At 62.1% G+C, this 18,939-nt stretch carries 17 protein-coding genes and 1 pseudogene; 4 read left to right on the top strand and 14 right to left on the bottom strand.

The window, feature by feature from the left end; all coding sequences use genetic code 11:
- The first annotated feature begins 71 nt into the window (after positions 1-71).
- Both paaK and CO676_RS21450 read left to right on the top strand, forming a co-directional pair.
- Positions 72-1,382 (top strand): phenylacetate--CoA ligase PaaK, encoded by a 1,311-nt coding sequence (paaK, locus tag CO676_RS21455; RefSeq protein WP_097522554.1) that lies wholly within the window; start codon positions 72-74, stop codon positions 1,380-1,382.
- 98 nt (positions 1,383-1,480) lie between these two features.
- A complete protein-coding gene (locus tag CO676_RS21450) occupies positions 1,481-2,077 on the top strand; it encodes a TetR/AcrR family transcriptional regulator (RefSeq protein ID WP_014765655.1) in 597 nt (198 codons plus the stop codon).
- 69 nt (positions 2,078-2,146) lie between these two features.
- Here the strand turns inward: CO676_RS21450 and paaZ are convergent, their stop codons facing one another.
- The 9 genes from paaZ to CO676_RS21405 form a co-directional block, all read right to left on the bottom strand.
- Complete coding sequence (gene paaZ, locus CO676_RS21445) at positions 2,147-4,204, bottom strand: phenylacetic acid degradation bifunctional protein PaaZ (protein WP_097522553.1); 2,058 nt, start codon at positions 4,202-4,204, stop codon at positions 2,147-2,149.
- Positions 4,205-4,219: 15 nt separating this feature from the next.
- Complete coding sequence (locus tag CO676_RS21440; protein WP_179875583.1) at positions 4,220-4,975, bottom strand: Phenylacetic acid catabolic protein; 756 nt, start codon at positions 4,973-4,975, stop codon at positions 4,220-4,222.
- 50 nt (positions 4,976-5,025) lie between these two features.
- A complete protein-coding gene (paaE, locus tag CO676_RS21435; protein WP_097522551.1) occupies positions 5,026-6,102 on the bottom strand; it encodes a 1,2-phenylacetyl-CoA epoxidase subunit PaaE in 1,077 nt (358 codons plus the stop codon).
- 28 nt (positions 6,103-6,130) lie between these two features.
- Positions 6,131-6,655: a 1,2-phenylacetyl-CoA epoxidase subunit PaaD gene (gene paaD / locus CO676_RS21430; protein WP_097522550.1), complete on the bottom strand. Its 525-nt coding sequence runs from the start codon at positions 6,653-6,655 to the stop codon at positions 6,131-6,133.
- Between the two features lie 9 nt (positions 6,656-6,664).
- Positions 6,665-7,450, bottom strand: coding sequence for a 1,2-phenylacetyl-CoA epoxidase subunit PaaC (gene paaC / locus CO676_RS21425; protein WP_097522549.1), 786 nt, complete (start codon positions 7,448-7,450; stop codon positions 6,665-6,667).
- Positions 7,450-7,734: a 1,2-phenylacetyl-CoA epoxidase subunit PaaB gene (gene paaB / locus CO676_RS21420; RefSeq protein ID WP_014765661.1), complete on the bottom strand. Its 285-nt coding sequence runs from the start codon at positions 7,732-7,734 to the stop codon at positions 7,450-7,452. The genes paaC and paaB overlap by 1 nt, the downstream gene beginning before the upstream one ends.
- 30 nt (positions 7,735-7,764) lie before the next feature.
- Positions 7,765-8,766, bottom strand: a complete 1,002-nt coding sequence (gene paaA / locus CO676_RS21415) for a 1,2-phenylacetyl-CoA epoxidase subunit PaaA (protein ID WP_097522548.1) — start codon at positions 8,764-8,766, stop codon at positions 7,765-7,767.
- A gap of 16 nt (positions 8,767-8,782) precedes the next feature.
- Entirely contained in the window at positions 8,783-9,988 is a 1,206-nt protein-coding gene (gene pcaF / locus CO676_RS21410) for a 3-oxoadipyl-CoA thiolase (protein ID WP_097522547.1), read from the bottom strand.
- Between the two features lie 582 nt (positions 9,989-10,570).
- The gene (locus CO676_RS21405) at positions 10,571-12,019 is read right to left on the bottom strand and encodes an inorganic triphosphatase (protein ID WP_097522546.1); all 1,449 of its coding nucleotides are present in this window, start codon (positions 12,017-12,019) and stop codon (positions 10,571-10,573) included.
- Between the two features lie 279 nt (positions 12,020-12,298).
- Here CO676_RS21405 and CO676_RS21400 point away from each other — a divergent pair, with 279 nt between their 5' ends.
- The gene (locus tag CO676_RS21400; RefSeq protein ID WP_097522545.1) at positions 12,299-12,667 is read left to right on the top strand and encodes a hypothetical protein; all 369 of its coding nucleotides are present in this window, start codon (positions 12,299-12,301) and stop codon (positions 12,665-12,667) included.
- Between the two features lie 374 nt (positions 12,668-13,041).
- On the opposite strand, the gene CO676_RS21390 is transcribed toward CO676_RS21400, so the two are convergent.
- From CO676_RS21390 to alr, 4 genes are all read right to left on the bottom strand, one after another.
- Entirely contained in the window at positions 13,042-13,398 is a 357-nt protein-coding gene (locus tag CO676_RS21390) for a hypothetical protein (RefSeq protein ID WP_014765665.1), read from the bottom strand.
- Positions 13,399-14,090: 692 nt separating this feature from the next.
- Complete coding sequence (locus CO676_RS21385) at positions 14,091-14,471, bottom strand: Rid family detoxifying hydrolase (RefSeq protein ID WP_097522544.1); 381 nt, start codon at positions 14,469-14,471, stop codon at positions 14,091-14,093.
- Positions 14,472-14,497: 26 nt separating this feature from the next.
- Positions 14,498-15,748 carry a D-amino acid dehydrogenase gene (locus tag CO676_RS21380; protein WP_097522543.1) on the bottom strand — a complete coding sequence of 417 codons (1,251 nt, stop codon included), beginning with the start codon at positions 15,746-15,748 and terminating at the stop codon, positions 14,498-14,500.
- A 21-nt stretch (positions 15,749-15,769) separates the two neighbouring features.
- On the bottom strand, positions 15,770-16,903 hold the full coding sequence (alr, locus tag CO676_RS21375; RefSeq protein ID WP_097522542.1) for an alanine racemase: 1,134 nt from the start codon (positions 16,901-16,903) through the stop codon (positions 15,770-15,772).
- 124 nt (positions 16,904-17,027) lie between these two features.
- Here alr and CO676_RS21370 point away from each other — a divergent pair, with 124 nt between their 5' ends.
- Positions 17,028-17,492 (top strand): Lrp/AsnC family transcriptional regulator, encoded by a 465-nt coding sequence (locus CO676_RS21370; RefSeq protein WP_066002167.1) that lies wholly within the window; start codon positions 17,028-17,030, stop codon positions 17,490-17,492.
- A 458-nt stretch (positions 17,493-17,950) separates the two neighbouring features.
- Here the strand turns inward: CO676_RS21370 and CO676_RS21365 are convergent.
- Positions 17,951-18,597: pseudogene (locus CO676_RS21365) on the bottom strand (ABC transporter ATP-binding protein); the annotation flags it as partial.
- Positions 18,598-18,939: the final 342 nt, after the last annotated feature.

Raw genomic sequence — 18,939 nt, 5'->3', positions numbered from 1 at the left:
ATGCTGCATCACATCGACGGATCGGTGACGGTTGCGGATGTCATGCGGGAGGATTTAGGGAGGAGACATTCATGGAAGACCTTTCACCCCGCCCAGGCGATCTCGAGCCGATCGAAACCGCCTCGCGCGATGAGATCGCCTCGCTCCAGCTCGAACGAATGAAATGGTCACTCGCCCATGCTTATGAGAATTCGCCCTTTTACCGCGCCCGCTTCGATGCGGCCGGCGTGCATCCGTCAGACATGAAGACGTTCGCGGATCTTTCGAAGTTTCCCTTCACCACCAAGCAGGATCTGCGCGAGACCTATCCGTTCGGCATGTTCGCCGTTCCGCGCGAGAAGCTCTGCCGCATCCACGCCTCGTCGGGCACCACAGGCAAGCCGACCGTCGTCGGCTACACGCTAAAGGACATCGACAACTGGGCAAGCGTCGTGGCGCGCTCCATTCGTGCCTCCGGCGGCAGGCCGGGCGACATCGTCCACGTCGCCTATGGCTACGGGCTCTTTACCGGCGGTCTCGGCGCCCATTACGGCGCCGAAAGGCTAGGCTGCACCGTCGTGCCGATCTCCGGCGGCATGACCGAGCGGCAGGTGACGCTGATGGCCGACTTCAAGCCGCGCATCATCATGGTGACCCCCTCCTACATGCTGTCGATCCTCGACGAGTTCCGCCGCCAGGGGAGGGACCCGCGCGAGAGCTCGCTCGCTGTCGGCATCTTCGGCGCAGAGCCCTGGACCAACGCCATGCGCGAGGAGATCGAGCAGGCCTTCGACATGCATGCCGTCGACATCTACGGCCTCTCGGAAGTCATGGGCCCGGGCGTCGCCAATGAATGCGTGGAAACGAAGGACGGGCTGCATATCTGGGAGGACCATTTCTACCCCGAGATCATCGATCCGGCGACCGGCGAGGTACTGCCCGATGGCGAAGTGGGCGAGTTGGTGTTCACGACGCTGACCAAGGAAGGCCTGCCGATGATCCGCTATCGAACCCGCGACCTGACGCGGCTGCTACCCGGAACGGCGCGTTCGATGCGCCGCATCGAGAAGATCACCGGCCGCTGCGACGACATGATGATCCTGCGCGGCGTCAACGTCTTCCCGACCCAGATCGAGGAGCAGATCCTCAAGTGCAGTGGCCTGGCGCCGCATTTCCAAATCGAGCTCACCCGCTCCGGACGCATGGACAACATGACGGTCCATGTCGAATGCACATTGGAAGCCGCGAACGAAACGGCGCGCGACGGATCTGCAAGGGAACTCGCCCATCATATCAAGAGCGTCGTCGGGGTCAGCACGAGGATCGAGGTACACGACCCGGGCGGTGTTGCCCGCTCGGAAGGTAAGGCCAAACGGGTCGTCGACAATCGACCGAAGGAATGAGGGGCGGCCGACAGCCGTGGGAGATCCTTGCGGGAGGACTTTACGGTCCTCCCTTATTCGTGGGAATTGAGCAGGTACAGAGCTAGAGCAGGATCAACATGGCACGAACACGCGCAGTCGATTTTGAGGAAAAACAGCGTGGCATTCTGGCGAGCGCGGCCGCGGTCTTCGCCGAGATGGGCATGGAAAAGGCCTCGATGGCGCAGATCGCTGCGCACAGCAACGTCTCCAAGGCACTGCTTTATCACTACTATCCGAGCAAGGATGCGCTGATCTTCGACATCATCCGCACGCACCTCAGCGAACTCGACGCCGCAATCGAAGTCGCCGATCGGCCTGACCTCGCCCCGGAAAAGCGGTTGCGGCTCCTCGTGCGCCAGGTGCTCGAAAACTACCGCGATGCCGACGACCATCACAAGGTTCAATTGAACGGTACGAGTGCGCTTTCGCCGGAGCAGATGGCAGAAATCCACGCCATCGAGCGACGCATCGTCAAGCGATTCTCAAGCGTGCTCAACGACATTAATCCCGACCTCAACAAGGACCGTCCGCTGTTGATGCCGGTCACCATGTCGCTCTTCGGGATGATGAACTGGGTCTATATGTGGTTCCGGCCCGACGGTCCCATCAGTCGCGACGACTATGCCGACCTCGCCACCACACTGGTTCTCGAGGGCATCAAGGCGGTGCGCTGACCTTTCGTTCAGACACCAGCTTTCAGGCGGTCGCCCCGCCTTCACCCCCCGCGTCGCTGCCGCGCTTCGTCAGTCTCTCGACTTCGCGACCATCGTCAGCACGTCATACTCAGCGACGGTCGCGCCCGTCTGATTCGTGACGCGGCAGTCCCAGCGCACTTCGCCATGCTCGGCATTCACCCGCGGATTGATTTCCTTGCAGGTGAGCCGGACCTGCAGCGTGTCGCCGGGATAGACCGGCGTCAGGAAGCGCAGGTTGTCGACGCCGTAGTTCGCCAAGACCGGTCCCGGGGCAGGATCGACGAAAAGACCCGCAGCAAAGGAGACGATCAGATAGCCATGTGCGACAAGTCCGTCGAAGAACGGATTGGCGCGCGCGGCGTCCTCGTCCATATGCGCGTAGAAGGTGTCGCCGGTAAAACTGGCGAAATGCTCGATATCCGCAAGCGTGACGGTGCGGGTTGCCGTCACCAGCTGGTCGCCGATCCGAAGCTCGGCAAGCGACTTGCGGAACGGATGCTCGCCGTCGATGCGCACCTCGGCACCCTCGACCCAGCGGCCGGTGACCGCCGAAAGCAGCGCCGGCGTACCCTGGACGGCCGTGCGCTGCATGTAGTGCTTGACGCCACGCATCCCCCCAAGCTCTTCGCCGCCGCCCGCCCGGCCCGGCCCGCCATGGACGAGACCGGGCAATGGCGAACCGTGTCCGGTCGAGGACTTCGCGCTGGAACGGTGGCCGATCATTACGCGACCGTGGAATGGCGCGATGCCGAGCACTAGCTCCTGTGCGATGCGTGAGTCATCGGTGAAAACGGAGGTGACGAGGCTGCCCTTGCCGCGCTTCACAAGCGCCACGGCTTCTTCCGCCGTGTCATAGGGCATGACAGTGCTGACCGGACCGAAGGCCTCGACATCGTGAACCGCCCGCGCTGCGCCCGGCCTGTCGCAATAGAGCAGGACGGGATTGAGAAAGCCACCCGCCTCCGCGTCGCCTGATACAACGAGCGGCCTCGAGGGATCGCCGACGACGATCTCCGCATCGGCAGCAAGATCGCGAATGCGCGCCCGGACCTCCTCGCGCTGCCCGAGGCTTGCGAGCGGCCCCATCCGCACGCTCTCGTCGGCCGGGTTGCCGAGGGCGATCTTGCCAAGCCGCTCGTCGAGGGCCGCGATGAGCGCGTCGCAATGGCCGCGTGGCGCAATCACCCTGCGGATGGCCGTGCATTTCTGCCCGGCCTTCGCCGTCATTTCGCGCGCGACCTCCTTGACGAAGAGATCGAATTCCTCCGTTCCGGGCCCTGCGTCGAGGCCGAGTACGGCCGCGTTGAGGCTGTCGGCCTCCATGGTGAAGCGGACGGAGTTTTCGACGATTGCAGGATGCGTCTTCAGCTTGCGTCCGGTCACGGCCGAGCCGGTGAATGTGACGGCGTCCTGGCCCTCGACATGGTCGAGAAGGTCCCCGACGGAGCCACAGACGAGCTGCACGGCCCCTTCCGGCAAAAGCCCCGTCTCCACCATTCGCCGCACCACGAGCTCCGTGAGATAGGCGGTCTGGCTCGCCGGCTTGACGATCGCCGGCATGCCGGCAAGCAGCGTCGGCGCCAGCTTCTCGAGCATCCCCCAGCAGGGAAAGTTGAAGGCGTTGATGTGGATCGCCACGCCTTCGAGCGGCGTCAGGATGTGCTGGGCCGAAAATGTCCCGTCGCGCGACAGAGCCTCGACCTCCCCGTCGACGAGAACACGGGTATTCGGCAGTTCGCGCCTGCCCTTCGAGGCATAGGAGAACAGCGTGCCGATGCCGCCTTCGATGTCGATCCAGCTATCGGTGCGGGTGGCGCCGGTGACGGACGAAAGCGCATAGAACTCGTCTTTGCGCTCCATCAGCGCCTGCGCGACCGCCTTCAGCATCGCCGCCCGTTCATGGAAGGACATACGGCGGAGCGCCGGGCCGGCCTTTTCGCGCCCATAGGCGAGTGCGCCGGCAAAGTCGATTCCGGTGGAATCGATCAGCGCCACCGGGGCGCCGGTCGCAGCATCGAGCAGGGCCATGCCTTCCTTCGCGCCCCTCATCCAGACGCCGCCGACATAGCTTTCGAGCCGGCGGGGGCGGTCTGCCATTACGTTCATCGCGTGTTCCTTCCGTCAGTTCAGATTCAGGGCGGCAAGCTGCGTATCCACGGCCGCCTGCCACGCCGCGAGCAGAGACTCGTTGGGCGCGTGGCGCAGACCGAGACGGGCGAGCATCTCATAGCGCGCCGAGCCGGCGAGGCCGAAGCTCGCCGCCACGCGCGGCCGCCAGTAGGCAGCCGCTTCCCGCGCCGCCCGCCGTCCCTCCTCCGAAGCGGCGATGCGCATTAGCCCTTCGACCCCGAGCTCGGCGTGGCGTGTCTCGCGCGGCAGGATCGCCCGGAACGCTTCGGCGAGCGGCTGGTAGGAGACGCGCGCCAGTTCGCCAAGCTGGATGACGACGGCCTTGCCCATCAGCACGTTCATGACGACGGCGTCGACCCAGCCTTCCAACGGGTAGTGCAGCACCGATAGCCGCATATCGCCGCCCCGGCGCTCCGCACCGATATCGGCATCGCGGGGAAGCCGCTCCGACCAAGGATGGTGGACGGCATAACGGGCCGTATCGGCCCCGAAGCTGCCCATGACCTCGAGCACCTTTCCGGCGTGATCGGCCTTCTCCAACACGATGCGCGCCGCCGCGATGCGCTCCTTGATCCCCGGAGCATCGTTGATGACATCGGCGAAGCCCGCCGACCCGGCGAGCTCGCTATCGACGAAGCTCGCCATCAGCCGCAACAGCTCGCCGCGATAGCGCGGCGGTGCATTGTCCGGCGAGGTCAGCACGCCGCCCTGGGCGAGATAGTCCTCGATCGGCATCGTCTCGAACATCGAATCGGACGTCGAATTGGACATTGGCCCCTCCCTTTGAGGTCGCGTGGTCACTGGTCGTAACTGACGACGATACGGTCGCTCAGCGGATAGCACTGGCAGGTAAGCACATATCCCTGCTCTACCTCGTAGTCCTCCAGCGCATGGTTGGTCTCCATCTCCACCTCGCCTTCGATCACCTTGGCGCGGCAGGTGGAACAGACGCCCGCCTTGCAGGCATAGGGCGCATCCATCCGGTTTTCGATTGCGGCTTCGAGCAGGCTCTGCCCCTGCTTCGGAAAGCTGAAGTTACGCGTCGTGCCATCGAGGGTGACGGTCGCCTCGCAGTTTGCGTGCCTGTCGGCACTGTCTGCGCTTGTGACCTTGCGCCGCGCCCGGCCGGGCTGCGAGGAGGCGAACAATTCGAACTTGATCTGAGCGTCGCCAAGGCCATGCGCGCGAAGCGCCGCGGCGATCGCCAGCATCATCGGTTCCGGCCCGCAGATGAAGGCGGTGTCGACCGACTTCAGATCGATCCAACTGCGGAACAGGGCTTCGCATTTCTCCGCGTCGACCCGTCCGGTGAAGAGATCGATATCCTGGGCTTCGCTTTCGAGGACATGCAGTGCCGCAAATCGCCCGAGATAGAGGTTCTTGAGGTCTTCGAGCTCCTCGCGGAACATGATCGAGCTGACGTGACGGTTGGCATACACCAGCGTGAACTGCGAGCGCGGTTCACGCGACAGCGTCGTCTTGATGATCGAGAGGATCGGCGTGATGCCGCTGCCTCCGGCAAAGCCGAGATAGTGTTTCGCCACCTCCGGCTCGATCGTCGTGAAGAAGGCCCCCATCGGCGGCATCGCCTCCAGCGTGTCGCCGGGGCTCAACTCCTCGTTCGCCCAGGTGGAGAAGCAGCCGCCGTCGACGCGCTTGATGCCGACCTTCAGCACGCCTTCGTCCTTTCCGGCGCAGATCGAATAGGAACGGCGCAGTTCCTCCCCGTCGAACAGGCGGCGGAAGGTCAGATATTGCCCCTGCGTGAAATCGAAGGCGGCCCGGTCCTCCTCGAGCGGCTGAAGCGTGACGACCACGGCATCGCGGGTTTCGCGCCGGACCTCGGTAACCTGAAGGGGGTGGAAACGTGCCATTTAAGCGGGCCTCACTCCTCGCATCGCGTCAGATGCACTTGAAATAATCGAAGGGCTCGAGACAGTCGGCGCAGCGGTAGCTCGCCTTGCAAGGCGTCGAGCCGAACTGGCTGACCTTCTCGGTCCGGGTCGAGCCGCAGCGGGGACAGGCAACCGTCAGGTTCGAGTGACCGGAGAGGCGTTCGACCCGCTTGAGCAGCCTGCCATCGGCGGCGGTACCGTCGATTGGCGGCGCGATGCCGTAGGCCTTGAGCTTCCCGCGAGCCTCGGTGCTGATCCAGTCGGTGGTCCAGGCGGGCGAGAGCCGACGTTCGAGCCGAACCCTTGCGATCCCCTTCTCGTTCAGCGCCTGTTCGATATCGAGGTTTATGACCGTTGTGGCGGGACAGCCCGAATAGGTCGGCGTCACCGTCACTACCAGCGTGTCGCCGTCCCAGGCGACATCGCGGACGATGCCGAGATCGGTGACCGAGATCACCGGGATCTCCGGGTCTGGCACTTGCGAGAGCCAGTGCCAGACGTCCCTGATCGAAGGCTGTGTCGCCGTCGTCACGTGAGCCTCCTACCAGTTCGCGCCCGGATAGGCGCGCTGCAGGAACTGCAGCTCGGCGAGGATATAGCCGAGATGCTCCGTATGAAGACCGCGCTTGCCGCCCTTGTGCATATAGCCGTCGGCCGGCTTCTTCAACGTCGCCTCCGAGAGCGTTTCGGCGACCAGCGCGTCCCACTCTGCCTTGAGGCTTTGCGGTTCGGGTGCAACGTCGGCGGCCGCGAGCGTCGCGTCCGAGGCTTCGTTGACGAACATCTCGCCGGTATAGGCCCAGAGATCGTCGACCGCCTCCTGCATGCGGGTGTGACTTTCCGCCGTTCCGTCGCCAAGACGGATAACCAGATCGTGGCTGCGCTCGATATGGTAGGCGGCCTCCTTCGACGCCTTCTCGGCGATCTCGGCGATGCGTCGGTCGGAGGAGGCGCGAAGACCTTTCAGATAGAGATAGTGCCACGCGTCGAAGAGGAATTGGCGCATCAGCGTCTTGCCGTAATCACCGTTCGGCCGTTCGGTAAGCAGGAGGTTACGAAAATCGCGTGCGTCGCGGAGATAGGCAAGATCGTCCGCGCTGCGGCCCCTGCCCTCGATCTCTCCCGCAAGTCCGAGCCAGAGCTGCGTCTGTCCGATGAGGTCGAGCGAGGTGTTGGCAAGCGCGATGTCTTCTTCGAGTGCCGGCGCATGGCCGCACCATTCCGACAGGCGATGGCCGAGGATCAGGGCATTGTCACCCATCCTGAGCAGGAATTCACAAAGATCGGCCGGGTCGACCGCCGATTCCGTCAATGTCGCATGAGCCATCACATGTGCCCCACTTCTTCCGGTACGTCGAAGAACGTCGGATGGCGGTAGACCTTGGAATTCGACGGATCGAACAGCGGGCCTTTGTCGGAAGGCGCGCTGGCGGTGATGTCAACCGATCGCACGACCCAGATGCTGACCCCCTCGTTGCGGCGGGTGTAGACGTCTCGGGCATTGTTGATCGCCATTTCCGCGTCCGGCGCATGCAGGCTGCCGACATGGCGGTGGTTCAGGCCGTGCTGGCCTCGAATGAAGACTTCCCAGAGGGGCCATTCGCTCGACATGGGCATATTCCTCCTGTTTGACGCCTTGGTCTATTCTGCGGCAACCTTTTGGGTACGGCGGGCGGCGGCCTTTTCGGCATGGGCGACCAGCCCCTCGCGGAACCAGGCGCCGTCCTGCCAAGCCTTCGTGCGCGCCCCGAGCCGCTCGGCATTGCAAGGGCCATTGCCGGCGATCACCTCGAAGAATTCCTTCCAATCCGGCTCGCCGAAATCGTAGCCGCCCTTTTCCTCGTTCCACTTGAGTTCCGGGTCGGGGACGGTCAGACCGAGATAGTCCGCCTGCGGCACGGTCTGGTCGACGAACTTCTGCCTGAGCTCGTCATTCGAGTTCTGCTTGATCTTCCAGGCCATCGATTGTGCCGAGTGAACGGAGGCATCGTCAGAAGGGCCGAACATCATCAGCGACGGCCACCACCAGCGGTTCAGCGCATCCTGCACCATCGCCTTCTGCGCCGGCGTGCCCCTCACCATCTTTGCGAGGATGTCGAAGCCCTGGCGCTGATGAAAGCTTTCCTCCTTGCAGATCCGGACCATGGCGCGCGCATAGGGCCCGTAGGAACAGCGCTGCAGCGGCACCTGGTTCATGATTGCGGCGCCGTCGACGAGCCAGCCGATGGCGCCGATATCCGCCCAGGAGAGCGTCGGGTAATTGAAGATCGAGGAATATTTCGCCTTGCCGCTGTGCAACTGTTCATACATCTCGTCGCGGCTGATCCCGAGCGTCTCGGCGGCGCAATAGAGATAGAGGCCATGACCGGCCTCGTCCTGGACCTTGGCGAGCAGGATCGCCTTGCGTTCCAGGGTCGGGGCGCGGGTAATCCAGTTACCTTCCGGGAGCTGGCCGACAATCTCCGAATGGGCGTGCTGGCTGATCTGCCGCACCAATGTCTTGCGGTAGCCCTCCGGCATCCACTCCTTCGGCTCGATCCTCTGCCCGGCATCGATGCGTTCCTGGAAGGCGCGCTCCTCGGGCGCCATCTCATCGAGCGATTTGACGCGGGCCGCGTCGGTTTTCACCATTTGCGCATACATGGGTCTTTCTCCTCCGTCAGACGCGCTCGAGAATGAGGGCGATGCCCTGGCCGACGCCGATGCACATCATGCACAGCGCATAACGGCCGCCCTGGCGCTGAAGCTGATAGGCGGCCGTCGTCACCAGCCGCGCGCCGCTCATGCCGAGCGGGTGACCGATCGCGATCGCGCCGCCGTTCGGGTTCACATGCGACGCGTCATCCGGCAGGCCAAGGTCGCGCAGCACCGCAAGGACCTGCGAGGCAAACGCCTCATTGAGTTCGATCACGTCCATCTGGCCGATCGTCAATCCGGCCCGTTCGAGCACCTTGCGCGCCGCGGGCGCCGGACCGATGCCCATGATCCGCGGCTCGACGCCTGCCGCCGCCATCGCGACGATGCGCGCCTTGGGCCCCAGGGCGTGAGCCCTGATCGCCGCTTCACCGGCGATCAACAGCGCCGCCGCGCCGTCGTTGACACCCGATGCATTGCCCGCCGTCACCGTGCGCTCGGGAGCGTTCACCCCCTTGAGCCTGGCGAGTTGGTCGACCGTCGTGCCTGGACGGGGGTGCTCGTCGCGGTCGACGAGGATCGGCTCGCCCTTCTTTTGCGGCACGAGGACCGGAACAAGCTCGTCGGCAAAGATGCCCGCTTCCTGTGCAGCGGCCCAGCGCGCCTGGCTGCGACCCGCGAATGCATCCTGATCGGCGCGACTGACGCCGAAATCTTCTGCGACATTGTCGGCCGTCTCCGGCATGGAATCAACACCGAAGGCCGCCTTCAGCTTCGGGTTCACGAAGCGCCAGCCGATGGTGGTGTCGTAGATCGCATTCGAACGCGAATAGGCGCTCTCGGGCTTGGGGATCACGAAGGGCGCACGGCTCATGCTTTCGACGCCGCCGGCGATTACCATATCGCAATCGCCCGCGCGGATCGCGCGCGCCGCCATGCCGACGGCGTCCATGCCCGATCCGCAGAGCCGGTTTACCGTCGTCGCCGGCACGGAATCCGGCATGCCGGAAAGCAGGACCGCCATGCGACCGACATTGCGGTTGTCCTCACCCGCCTGGTTGGCGCAGCCATAGATCAGATCGTCGACTTTCGACCAGTCGACGTCCGGGTTGCGCTTCATCAAACCTGCGAGCGGCAGGGCTGCCAGATCATCCGCTCTGACGGAAGACAAAGCACCGCCATAACGGCCGATCGGGGTGCGTACCGCGTCGCAGATGAAAGCTTCGGACATACGATCCCTCCCGACTGGGCCGGCTAATTACATTAACCGACCGATCGGTCATTATATAGACCAAAACACGTCACAGTTCAACCGACCTTTCGGATATTTCTGTGACATACCGGGAGACGGCTTGAACTGCCTGCGAAGCAGCGCGCACCAGAGATGAAGGAGCATCCAGCCTGTCAGGGATGCACGCGTCGATGCCGGCGATGTGATCAGGACGCTGACGATTGTGTTGTTGGGAAGGAATGAGAAGCGTTTACCCTGTCAATCATTTTTGAAGAGGCGTACCGGAATCGCGGAATCAGACCTTCCTCTCTGATCAAACCGTAGATAGCGTCTCCCGCGTAGCTGCATCTCTGGGCTACGCCCCCATCCAAAGAAGGCAACTGGATGTGGACTTGCCCCGCCATCGTGCGGGGCTTTTTTCGTAGCGCGAAGGCTACGGAACCCATCCAGTGGACTCGAGTCGGATACCTACTCCCAACCTCTTCGGGGTTTCGATCACGAGACGACCTTCAAGGCGTGTCTTGACGAAGCCTTTGGCGCACCAGACTGGTACGAATTCGATCTCGCGACGGATTGCCCGCTTCAGCGCCAGAAGCGCCTCGTGTCGACAAAGATATCATGTGCTTCCGCGGCATCGTCCAGAAGCTTCTCCTTGTCGGCCGCACTGAAAAGCTCCTCCGCACCTGATGCTTCCGAAAGCTCGAGCTTCGCCAGCATATCGGGAGCGGTTACGATATCGTTGAGGCTGCCAAGTTGATCCTGGAGTCCCTCCATCGCCATGATGAACCTTTTGTGACGTTTGGTTTTCGCCTTACCCTTGTAGAGGGGGCCGAAAAACTCCGCTGCATAGCGCAGTTTTTTTGCGGAAATGCGCAGTTCATGACGGGTCTCGTCATCGAGATCGATCAGATCGCTGCCTCCGTTCGCCACTTTCTTCCAGAGCTTGTCCAGTACATTGGATGCGAAATTCCTTGCTGGCTGGACGAGCAACGCCTCGCCCGTCTCGTTGCTCCGCCAGTTCTTGATGGAAATCCATTCGGCGAGGTCGATCATCAACGAGCGGGCGCGCACGGAAGAAAAGGCGGCATTAACCGCCCCATAGGCATCCTTGCGCGCCGCTTGAAGGCGGCTTGAAAAGCCTTCATCCGACGCGCGCTTGATGATGACGTCAATGTTGCGCGCATCGCCGAGTTCCGAGGTGAGCCAGCGCAACTCGTCGCGCATGTGGTCGAAGCGGCTGTCGGCGAACAGCGACTTGCAGATTGAGAAAAGGGAGCGCAGCCGCCGCAGCGACACGCGCGCCTGATGCAAAGCGTCGGCATTGCGCGACCAAGACAAGGCCATTTCGTTGAGGCGAAACTGTTTGAGACACGTTGCGGCCAGGTGCGCGAAAGCCGTGGCTGCATTCATGTCGGGGGTGATTGGGGTGACGCTCGCTTTTACGGCACCAGGTGCGGGGTCAAGCAGACGATAGCCGCGCTCCGCTTTGGTTAGCACGCCGATATGCGCAGGGGTGATCAGATTGACTTTTCGGGCCAAACCAAACAGCGCCTCCGGCGAGCCCGACTTTTTTTCCAGCTCTAGCTCGCAGAGCGGTGCCTCGCGATCAGCTGCAACAACTTTTCCGATATCCAAAGCGACTTCGATTGTGGCATCGCCTTCCGTCACGTTCCAACGATGCCTCTTGACATGAACCTCAAACATCGGCGCGAGGTTTTCTCCAGTCCCTGAAAGCAGGGGCCCTATCTCGGGATCGTCAAGAATCGGACTGTCGTCCGCAACCGGTCGCTGCCATTCCTCCCGCGTGAACAATTCAATCGAACCGTCGCCGGATTTGACAGTCTGGACCCGTTCATTTCCGCATTGCCGGATGTGCAACGACAGGCCGCGTTGTGCCAAGTCCCGATCGCTTGTATCGAAGTAAACAGATTTTTGCTGAAGAATGATGGGCGTGCTCTCGAAGAAATCCTTCTTCAGGAGCGACGACGCACCCGATTCGGTCAACTCGATCTTGACATCCACTTCCTGCATGATGCCCCCGGCGCGGCCTTCCCTCAGCAACGGGAAGGAAGCATCGGATGGTCCTTCATAAAGCTGTCACAAACAATCCGTTCGGTCAAAATCCAGCGAGACTGCGTGCCGGGCCATAGCGGCTCCGCCCCGCATGCACCCGGAGAACCTGAGTCTTTTTGATCCAGCGCTGTCCAAGCCGGCTGAAAGCGCTAGGTAATCTAAGACTGGACCACCGGCTCGGCTAAGGAACCACGGGGGGAAGTAGGCGTTCCAGGCTTCATGATAGGGAGAATGACCATGGCCAAGAAGAACCGCATTCCGAAGAAAATTGCCGGCGTGAAAGTCCCGAGGCCCTTGCGCAAATCGAAGGTGCTGAGATCCATGATGGCAAGTGATGTCGGACGCGATGTCCTCGCCAATGCTCTGACCGCTGGTGCGGGGGCCGCCGCCGCCGTTCTGGTCGACCATCGTGACGATGTCGGCGAGACCGCGCGAACCGCGACCAAGAAGGGAGCCAAGGCGTTTGGCCTAGCCAGCGAGGCTGTTCAAAGCGGCTTCTCTGCCGCCATGGATGTGGTGAAAGATACCGTCTTCCCCTCCCCGAACCCGAAGAAGAAGAAGAGCAGCAAGAGCAGGTCGGCACCCAAGCGCGCTGCCATGCATTGAACCGGCTGGGCTTTACGGAGGCTAGGCCCTCCCTCACTCATTCCCGCTGAGACTCCCGGAGCGGGAGCCGACAAGCGGAACGGAAGGCTGGGTATCGCCCGGCTCATGCTCGACTGAACGGAGGTCCCGCCCGCGGAGTCGCAGGAGATCGTACGCGTCGTCGATTCCCAATTTCGCGGCTCTAGCCAATCCCACGCCCAGGAGCCGTGCCGCGATCATCGGATGTTCGCGGATCAAGACGGAAACGGCGCGTACGCTCGCGGCCACGATCAGCCGGGATGCGAATTTGTCGCCATATTTTAGGATCAGGAAGCGCTCGATCGTCTCGAGCCCGCTTCCCTCATCCGGGTCGTCAGCTTCGCGCGCCGCTGCTCTTACCGCAACGGCGCGCGCTGGCGAGGGAAGTGGTTTTCGCTCCGCTTGCTTTTGAGGGGTGGATCCGAGTCGCGAACGACTTCCATGGCCGCAGAAAACGCCGCCTGCAGCGCCTCTCCCGCCGTGCCGACCGCCTTAACGCCTTTACGAGACGCTGCCTTGGCGGAGTCCGTCACTTCTTCTCGGTGCCCGATCAAGATCGCCGCAGCAGCGGCTGCACCGGCTGTCAGTGCGTGGGCGAGCACATCTCGCCCACCACTGTTACCCATCATCGCGCGCAGCATCTTTGACTTTCGCAAAGGCTTCGGGACCTTGACACCGGCGATTTTCTTCGGGAGGCGGTTCTTCTTGGCCATTGGCGGTCTCCTCACTGCGGAGACAACGTGCCGGACTTGCCGGTGGTTCCGGTCGCACCGCTGGCCGAAACGTGCAAGCTGAACGTTCCACCGCCGGAGCTCAGGCCGATATCTCTTGGTCAGACGGTGGTCGCGGCGGCCCCTTGCCTGACACCGAAGACGCCGGTCGGTCAGAGACGCAGCAGAAACAAAAAAGCTCCTCGGCGCGTTTGCGGAGGAGCTCTGTGTGATGACGTTCTGGGCAGAATTTGCGATTGGTTGCGGGGGCCTGATTGCGCAGAGACTTGTAATTTCCTGACGCCAGATCTGTGGTCTACTTTCTTGCTCTGCTGAGCCGGCACGAAGTTTCGGTGTGGCTGCCCGCCGCGCATCAAGCAGGAATCGAGAAGGTGGTCCTGCCTCGCGCCCCGGTTCTGTCGTGGCTACGGCTGCTCTCGACCCATTGCTGAAGTTCAACAAGCGATAGTCCGATGCCTGCTGAGGTAACCAGGAGCGGACCTCGGTTAAACCGAGGCCCAGGCGGCCGATGAGTAAACGTGTGCAGCGGGGAGTTTCCTCACCACCGAACCCGTAGGTAGCCAGCCGTGTTTCTCGGGGCGTATGCCGGTCCGCAACTATGCGGCTCTTCAACTCGCCTTATGTGTTCGCTGGAGTCATAAAATGCGACGGTCGTTTACCCGGCTTGCCGGCACTCATGCCAGCGCGATCACTGCTTCAATCTCCACCTGCGCCCCCTTCGGCAGCCCACTCACCTCGTAACATGCGCGGGCGGGGAATGGATTCTGGAAGAATGTGGCATACACGGTGTTGATGTCCGCGAACCGGGACAGGTCCGTGAGCAGCACCGTTGTCTTCACCGTCCTGTCGATACCGGAGCCTGCCGCTTTGGCGATCGCGGCGATGTTCTTCAGGCATTGTCTTGCCTGCTCCACAGGATCGTTGGAAACGAACTCTCCGGTTTCCGGATCAATCGGCAGCTGGCCCGAGATGAAGAGCAGATCACCAATTCTAATTGCCTGGGAAAATGGGCCGATCGCGCCCGGTGCTTCAGGGGTTGCAATCGCTTCGATCATGGGTACCTCCGACTTTGTTTCTGGGATCAGCTGTAGCGGGCGATTGCGAGATCGGCCGCATCGATTTCCGGCTTCCGCCCGCTGACCAGATCGCTGATGAGCCGCGCCGAACCGCAGCTCATCGTCCAGCCGAGCGTGCCGTGACCGGTGTTCAGGAAGAGCCCGGCAACCTTGGTGGGTCCGATCACCGGCGTCCCGTCCGGCGTCATCGGCCTCAGGCCAGACCAGAATGACGCCTTGCTGAGATCGCCTCCCGGGAACAGGTCGCTCACCGAATGTTCGAGTGTGCGACGTCGGGCCCTGCAGAGGTCATTGGTGTAGCCGGAAATCTCCGCCATGCCGCCGACCCGGATCCTGTCGCCGAGCCTGGTGATCGCGATCTTGTAGGTCTCGTCCATCACCGTCGATTCGGGTGCACGGGATGCGTCGCTGATGGGAATCGTCAACGAATAGCCCTTGACGGGGTAGACCGGCAGCTTCATGCCGAGCGGCTTCAGGAGAAGCGGTGAATGGCTGCCGAGCGCCACGATGACAGCATCCGCGCTCAGCCACCCACGATCGGTGGCGACCCCGCTCACCCGGCCGCCCTCCTCACTCAGGCCCTTGATGTTTGTGCCATAGGCGAAACGGACACCAAGCTCCGCGGCCCTGGCGGCGAGTTCGTTGGTGAACTTGAAGCAGTCGCCGGTCTCGTCCTTCGGCGTCAGCAACCCGCCAACGATCTTTTCGCGGACGTGCTGTAGCGCCGGCTCGGCCCGGATGCAGCCATCACGGTCGAGCACCTCGTACGGCACGCCATCGGCCGCCAGCGCCTTGACATCCTTGGCCGAGGCGTCGAGCTGCTGCTGCGTCCTGAAGAGCTGGAGGGTGCCCTGCATTCGCTCGTCGTAGCCGATGCCAGTTTCAGCCCGTACATCGGCGAGAGATGTGCGGCTATAATCGGCCAGGCGCAGCATCCGGCTCTTGTTGATCGCGTAGCGCTCGGCCGTGCAGTTTCGCAGCATCTGGAGCATCCAGGTGAGCATCGCGCGGTCAAGTTTGGGGCGCAGGATCAACGGGGCGTGTTGCATCAACAGCCATTTCAGCGCCTTCGTCGGGATTCCCGGCGCTGCCCAGGGCGAACAATAACCGAAGGAGACTTCGCCTGCATTGGCGAAGCTGGTTTCCAGGGCCGGGCCTTCCTGGCGGTCGACGACGGTGACATCGTGCCCGGCCTTGGCAAGCTGGTAGGCGCTGGTCACGCCGATCACGCCGGCGCCGAGAACGATGACTTTCATGGTTTCCTCAATGATGTTTGCTCAGCGATACCGACGTTCGTAGCGACGGCCGAGAGAGGTCAGGATTTCGTAGGAGATCGTGCCGGCAGCTTCGGCGACGTCCTCAAGCGTCTGATGGGGCCCGAGAACTTCGACGAGACTGCCGAGGGAAAGCGTGCCCTCGGGCAGAGCGGTGATATCTACTGTGATGCTGTCCATCGACACGCGCCCGACGATCGGCAGGCGAACGCCGTCGTAGAAAACAGCGCCGCGGTCACTAAGACTGCGGGGAAGACCGTCGGCATAGCCGGCGGCGATTGTAGCGAGCCTGGTCTCTACGGAGGTAACGTGCGTACCGCCGTATCCCACACGCGTTCCGGCAGGGACCGTCCTTGTTTGGATGACAGCGACCTCGAGCCGAACGACGGGCTCCATGGGGTTGTGTCTGCCGGCAGTGGGGGCGCCACCGTAGAGGGCGATACCGGGACGAGCCAGCACGCCGTGATAGTCCCCGCCCAAAAAGACGCCGCCCGAATTGGCAAAGCAGACATCGAGCCCTGCGAACTCGGCGGCGATAACGCGCATCTCGGCGAGCTGATCGGCATTCTGCTTGTTGTCGGCCTCGTCGGCGCAGGCGAGATGACTCATGATGAAGAGGATTTCGAGGTTCCCGCAGCCTTTTAGATCGGCGGCCAAGGCGCTTCTTTCCTGCAGTGGAACCCCCAAACGCGACATGCCGGTGTCGAACTGCAGGACGGCGGGAAGAACGCGTCCGAGTTTCTGCCCCGCCGACGACCATCGTCGGAATTGCTCGAGTGAGTTAAGCACCGGAATGACGCCGGCGTCGGCGCAGGTGACCTCCCCTCCGGGCTGCAATCCGTTGAGCACGAATATTTGCGTGTCGTTTGGCAGGCGCAGCTTGAGCTCGATCGCCTCCAAGAGCTGCGCGACGAAGAAATGCCTGCAGCCTTGCGCATGGAGAGCTTTGGAGACCTGCTCGGCGCCCAGCCCATATGCGTCGGCCTTGACCACGGCGGCGGCCACTGCGGGGGCGACCGCAGCTGAAAGCTTTCGGTAGTTTCGCTGCAAGGCGGCGAGATCAATGGTCAGATGGCCGGAAGCGCCCGTACCAGCGTCTGCATCCCAACTTTGAATATGCGAAGCATGACGGTTCATGTGCAACCCTTTCGTTGCACGGGAACATATTGAAGCTTTCGTTGAATATCCCTCCTACTTATAATCGATTGTTTCGAAGTATGATCAGCCATCGAATAAACTGCGAACAAATGGAAGATTATGCATGGCCGCCATTGATGCGATCGACCGCAATATCCTTCGTCTGCTGAGGCTGAATGCTCGAATGAGCAATGCGCGCCTTGCGGAGGAAGTTGGCCTCTCACCTTCGGCTTGTCTGCGTCGCATACGATTGCTCGAGGAAGCCGGCGTCATCCGCGGCTACACGGCCCTGGTGGACAGCGGGAGTTCTGAGGACACGATTGCGGTGATCATCAACATCACGCTCGAGCGGCAGACCGAGGAACACCTCGACCGTTTCGAAGCTGCCGTGCGCAAGCACCCCGAGATCCGCGAATGCTTTCTGATGACCGGCGGCTCGGACTATCTGCTCAGGGTGGAAGTGGGGGGCGCGGGCGAGTTCGAGCGGATCCATAAGGAGATTCTCTCGACACTGCCCGGCGTCCTGAGAATTCATTCAAGCTTCTCAATTCGTAACGTCTTGGCCACCCGGACCAAGGGGCAACGGTGAAGTCGAGTCAATCGAGCCGACGTGTACCGGCGCCGCTGCACCGTCGATAGTCCCATCTGGGAATTTGGCCTGAAAGCACGGCTGCCGTCGGGACCTGTGCGACGGCAGCCAAATTTTGCCCTGGGGAGGAGGGGCGACGCGGTGGACACGGCGAATAGGAGAGGCTTCGTGGTCCCCACCATCGATCTATATCCTAACAGCCGAGCGGCAGATGGGCTGCCGCATTCCGAAGCTCACAAGCATGTTCATCCGTTAATTGATAGCTATACGGCCAAATTAGCTTACGCTTTTCTTGTAGACTTCTAAGCATCTACGTCTCGGCACCTCCGAGTGGGGCGGTGGACGGAGCCGAGACGTCCTAGCTCTGTGTCAGTCCCCTGCGCGCCAACTGAAAGCGAGGAACTTTGCCATGACTTGGAACGTGGCAACGGCTGTAGTCTATCCAGAGATCACGGGTTTCACCGTGCGAAGTAGATATGAGGCCTTGGGTGATGCGGGGAGGTCTCAACGCGAGCATCGACGGAGAAGACGTCGCGTAGCAAGTCTTGCGTCAGCACCTCCTCAGGCACTCCCGATGCGACAATCTTTCCCGTCTGCATGACGATCAGCCGATCGCAGACATCGCTGCATGATTCAAGTCGTGAAGCGCAATGATGCTGGTAACCGGCAGACTTGAAACCAGCCGCATCAAACTGATCTGATGGTGGACATCGAGATGGTTGGTTGGCTCGTCGAGGATGAGTTCCTTTGGCGATTGGGCCAGCGCGGGGGCGAGCTGGGTGCGCTGCTTCTCACCTCCCGAAAGGCTTTGCCAGCGATCGTGTCTCTTCGCGGTCATTCCGGTTCGCTCAAGAGCATCCCTCACGGCCGCATCGTCTGCTGGCGACCATCCAGTAAACATCGATCGATGCGGAAATCTCCCAAGTTTCACGACATCGAGCACCTGCAAATTGGAGTTAGTCGTCGCATACTGCTCGATGAATGCGACGCGCTGAGCAATGGGTCGGCGCCCAATGTCCCTAATATCCTTGCCATCGAGTGTAATCTGGCCGGACTGCGGCCTCCTAAGCCCGGCGAGCAGCCGCAACAACGAGGTCTTGCCAGCAAGCGCATCGCTTCGAAGATGAGCCATTCCTGTTCGCCCCCCGGGTCGCCGCGCCCCACCGGCGCCCGCCCCGCAGCGTATCCGCGGAGTCGTACGGACGAGGAGCGATGCGCTAAAAGCCCCCGCATTGACGGGCCGACATCCATCCGAACCGCCCTCGGATTTCTTCTCGAACCGCAATATGTGAGCCGAGGCTTCCTCAGCCAGTGAGCCATTGATCCGGGTTCTGTCTGCCCGCACGCTGGGGTGCTGGACGACGGTTGCCGTCGGCTCAATCGCGGGGCCACTAGGCCGGACGGCGGTGGAATGAGCAAAACGCACAGCAGATTGGTCTGTTTGTGC

Origin of the sequence: Sinorhizobium sp. BJ1 (assembly GCF_002531555.1) — a bacterium.
GTDB classification, from domain to species: domain Bacteria; phylum Pseudomonadota; class Alphaproteobacteria; order Rhizobiales; family Rhizobiaceae; genus Sinorhizobium; species Sinorhizobium fredii_B.
This window is presented reverse-complemented; position numbering and strand designations above follow the sequence as displayed.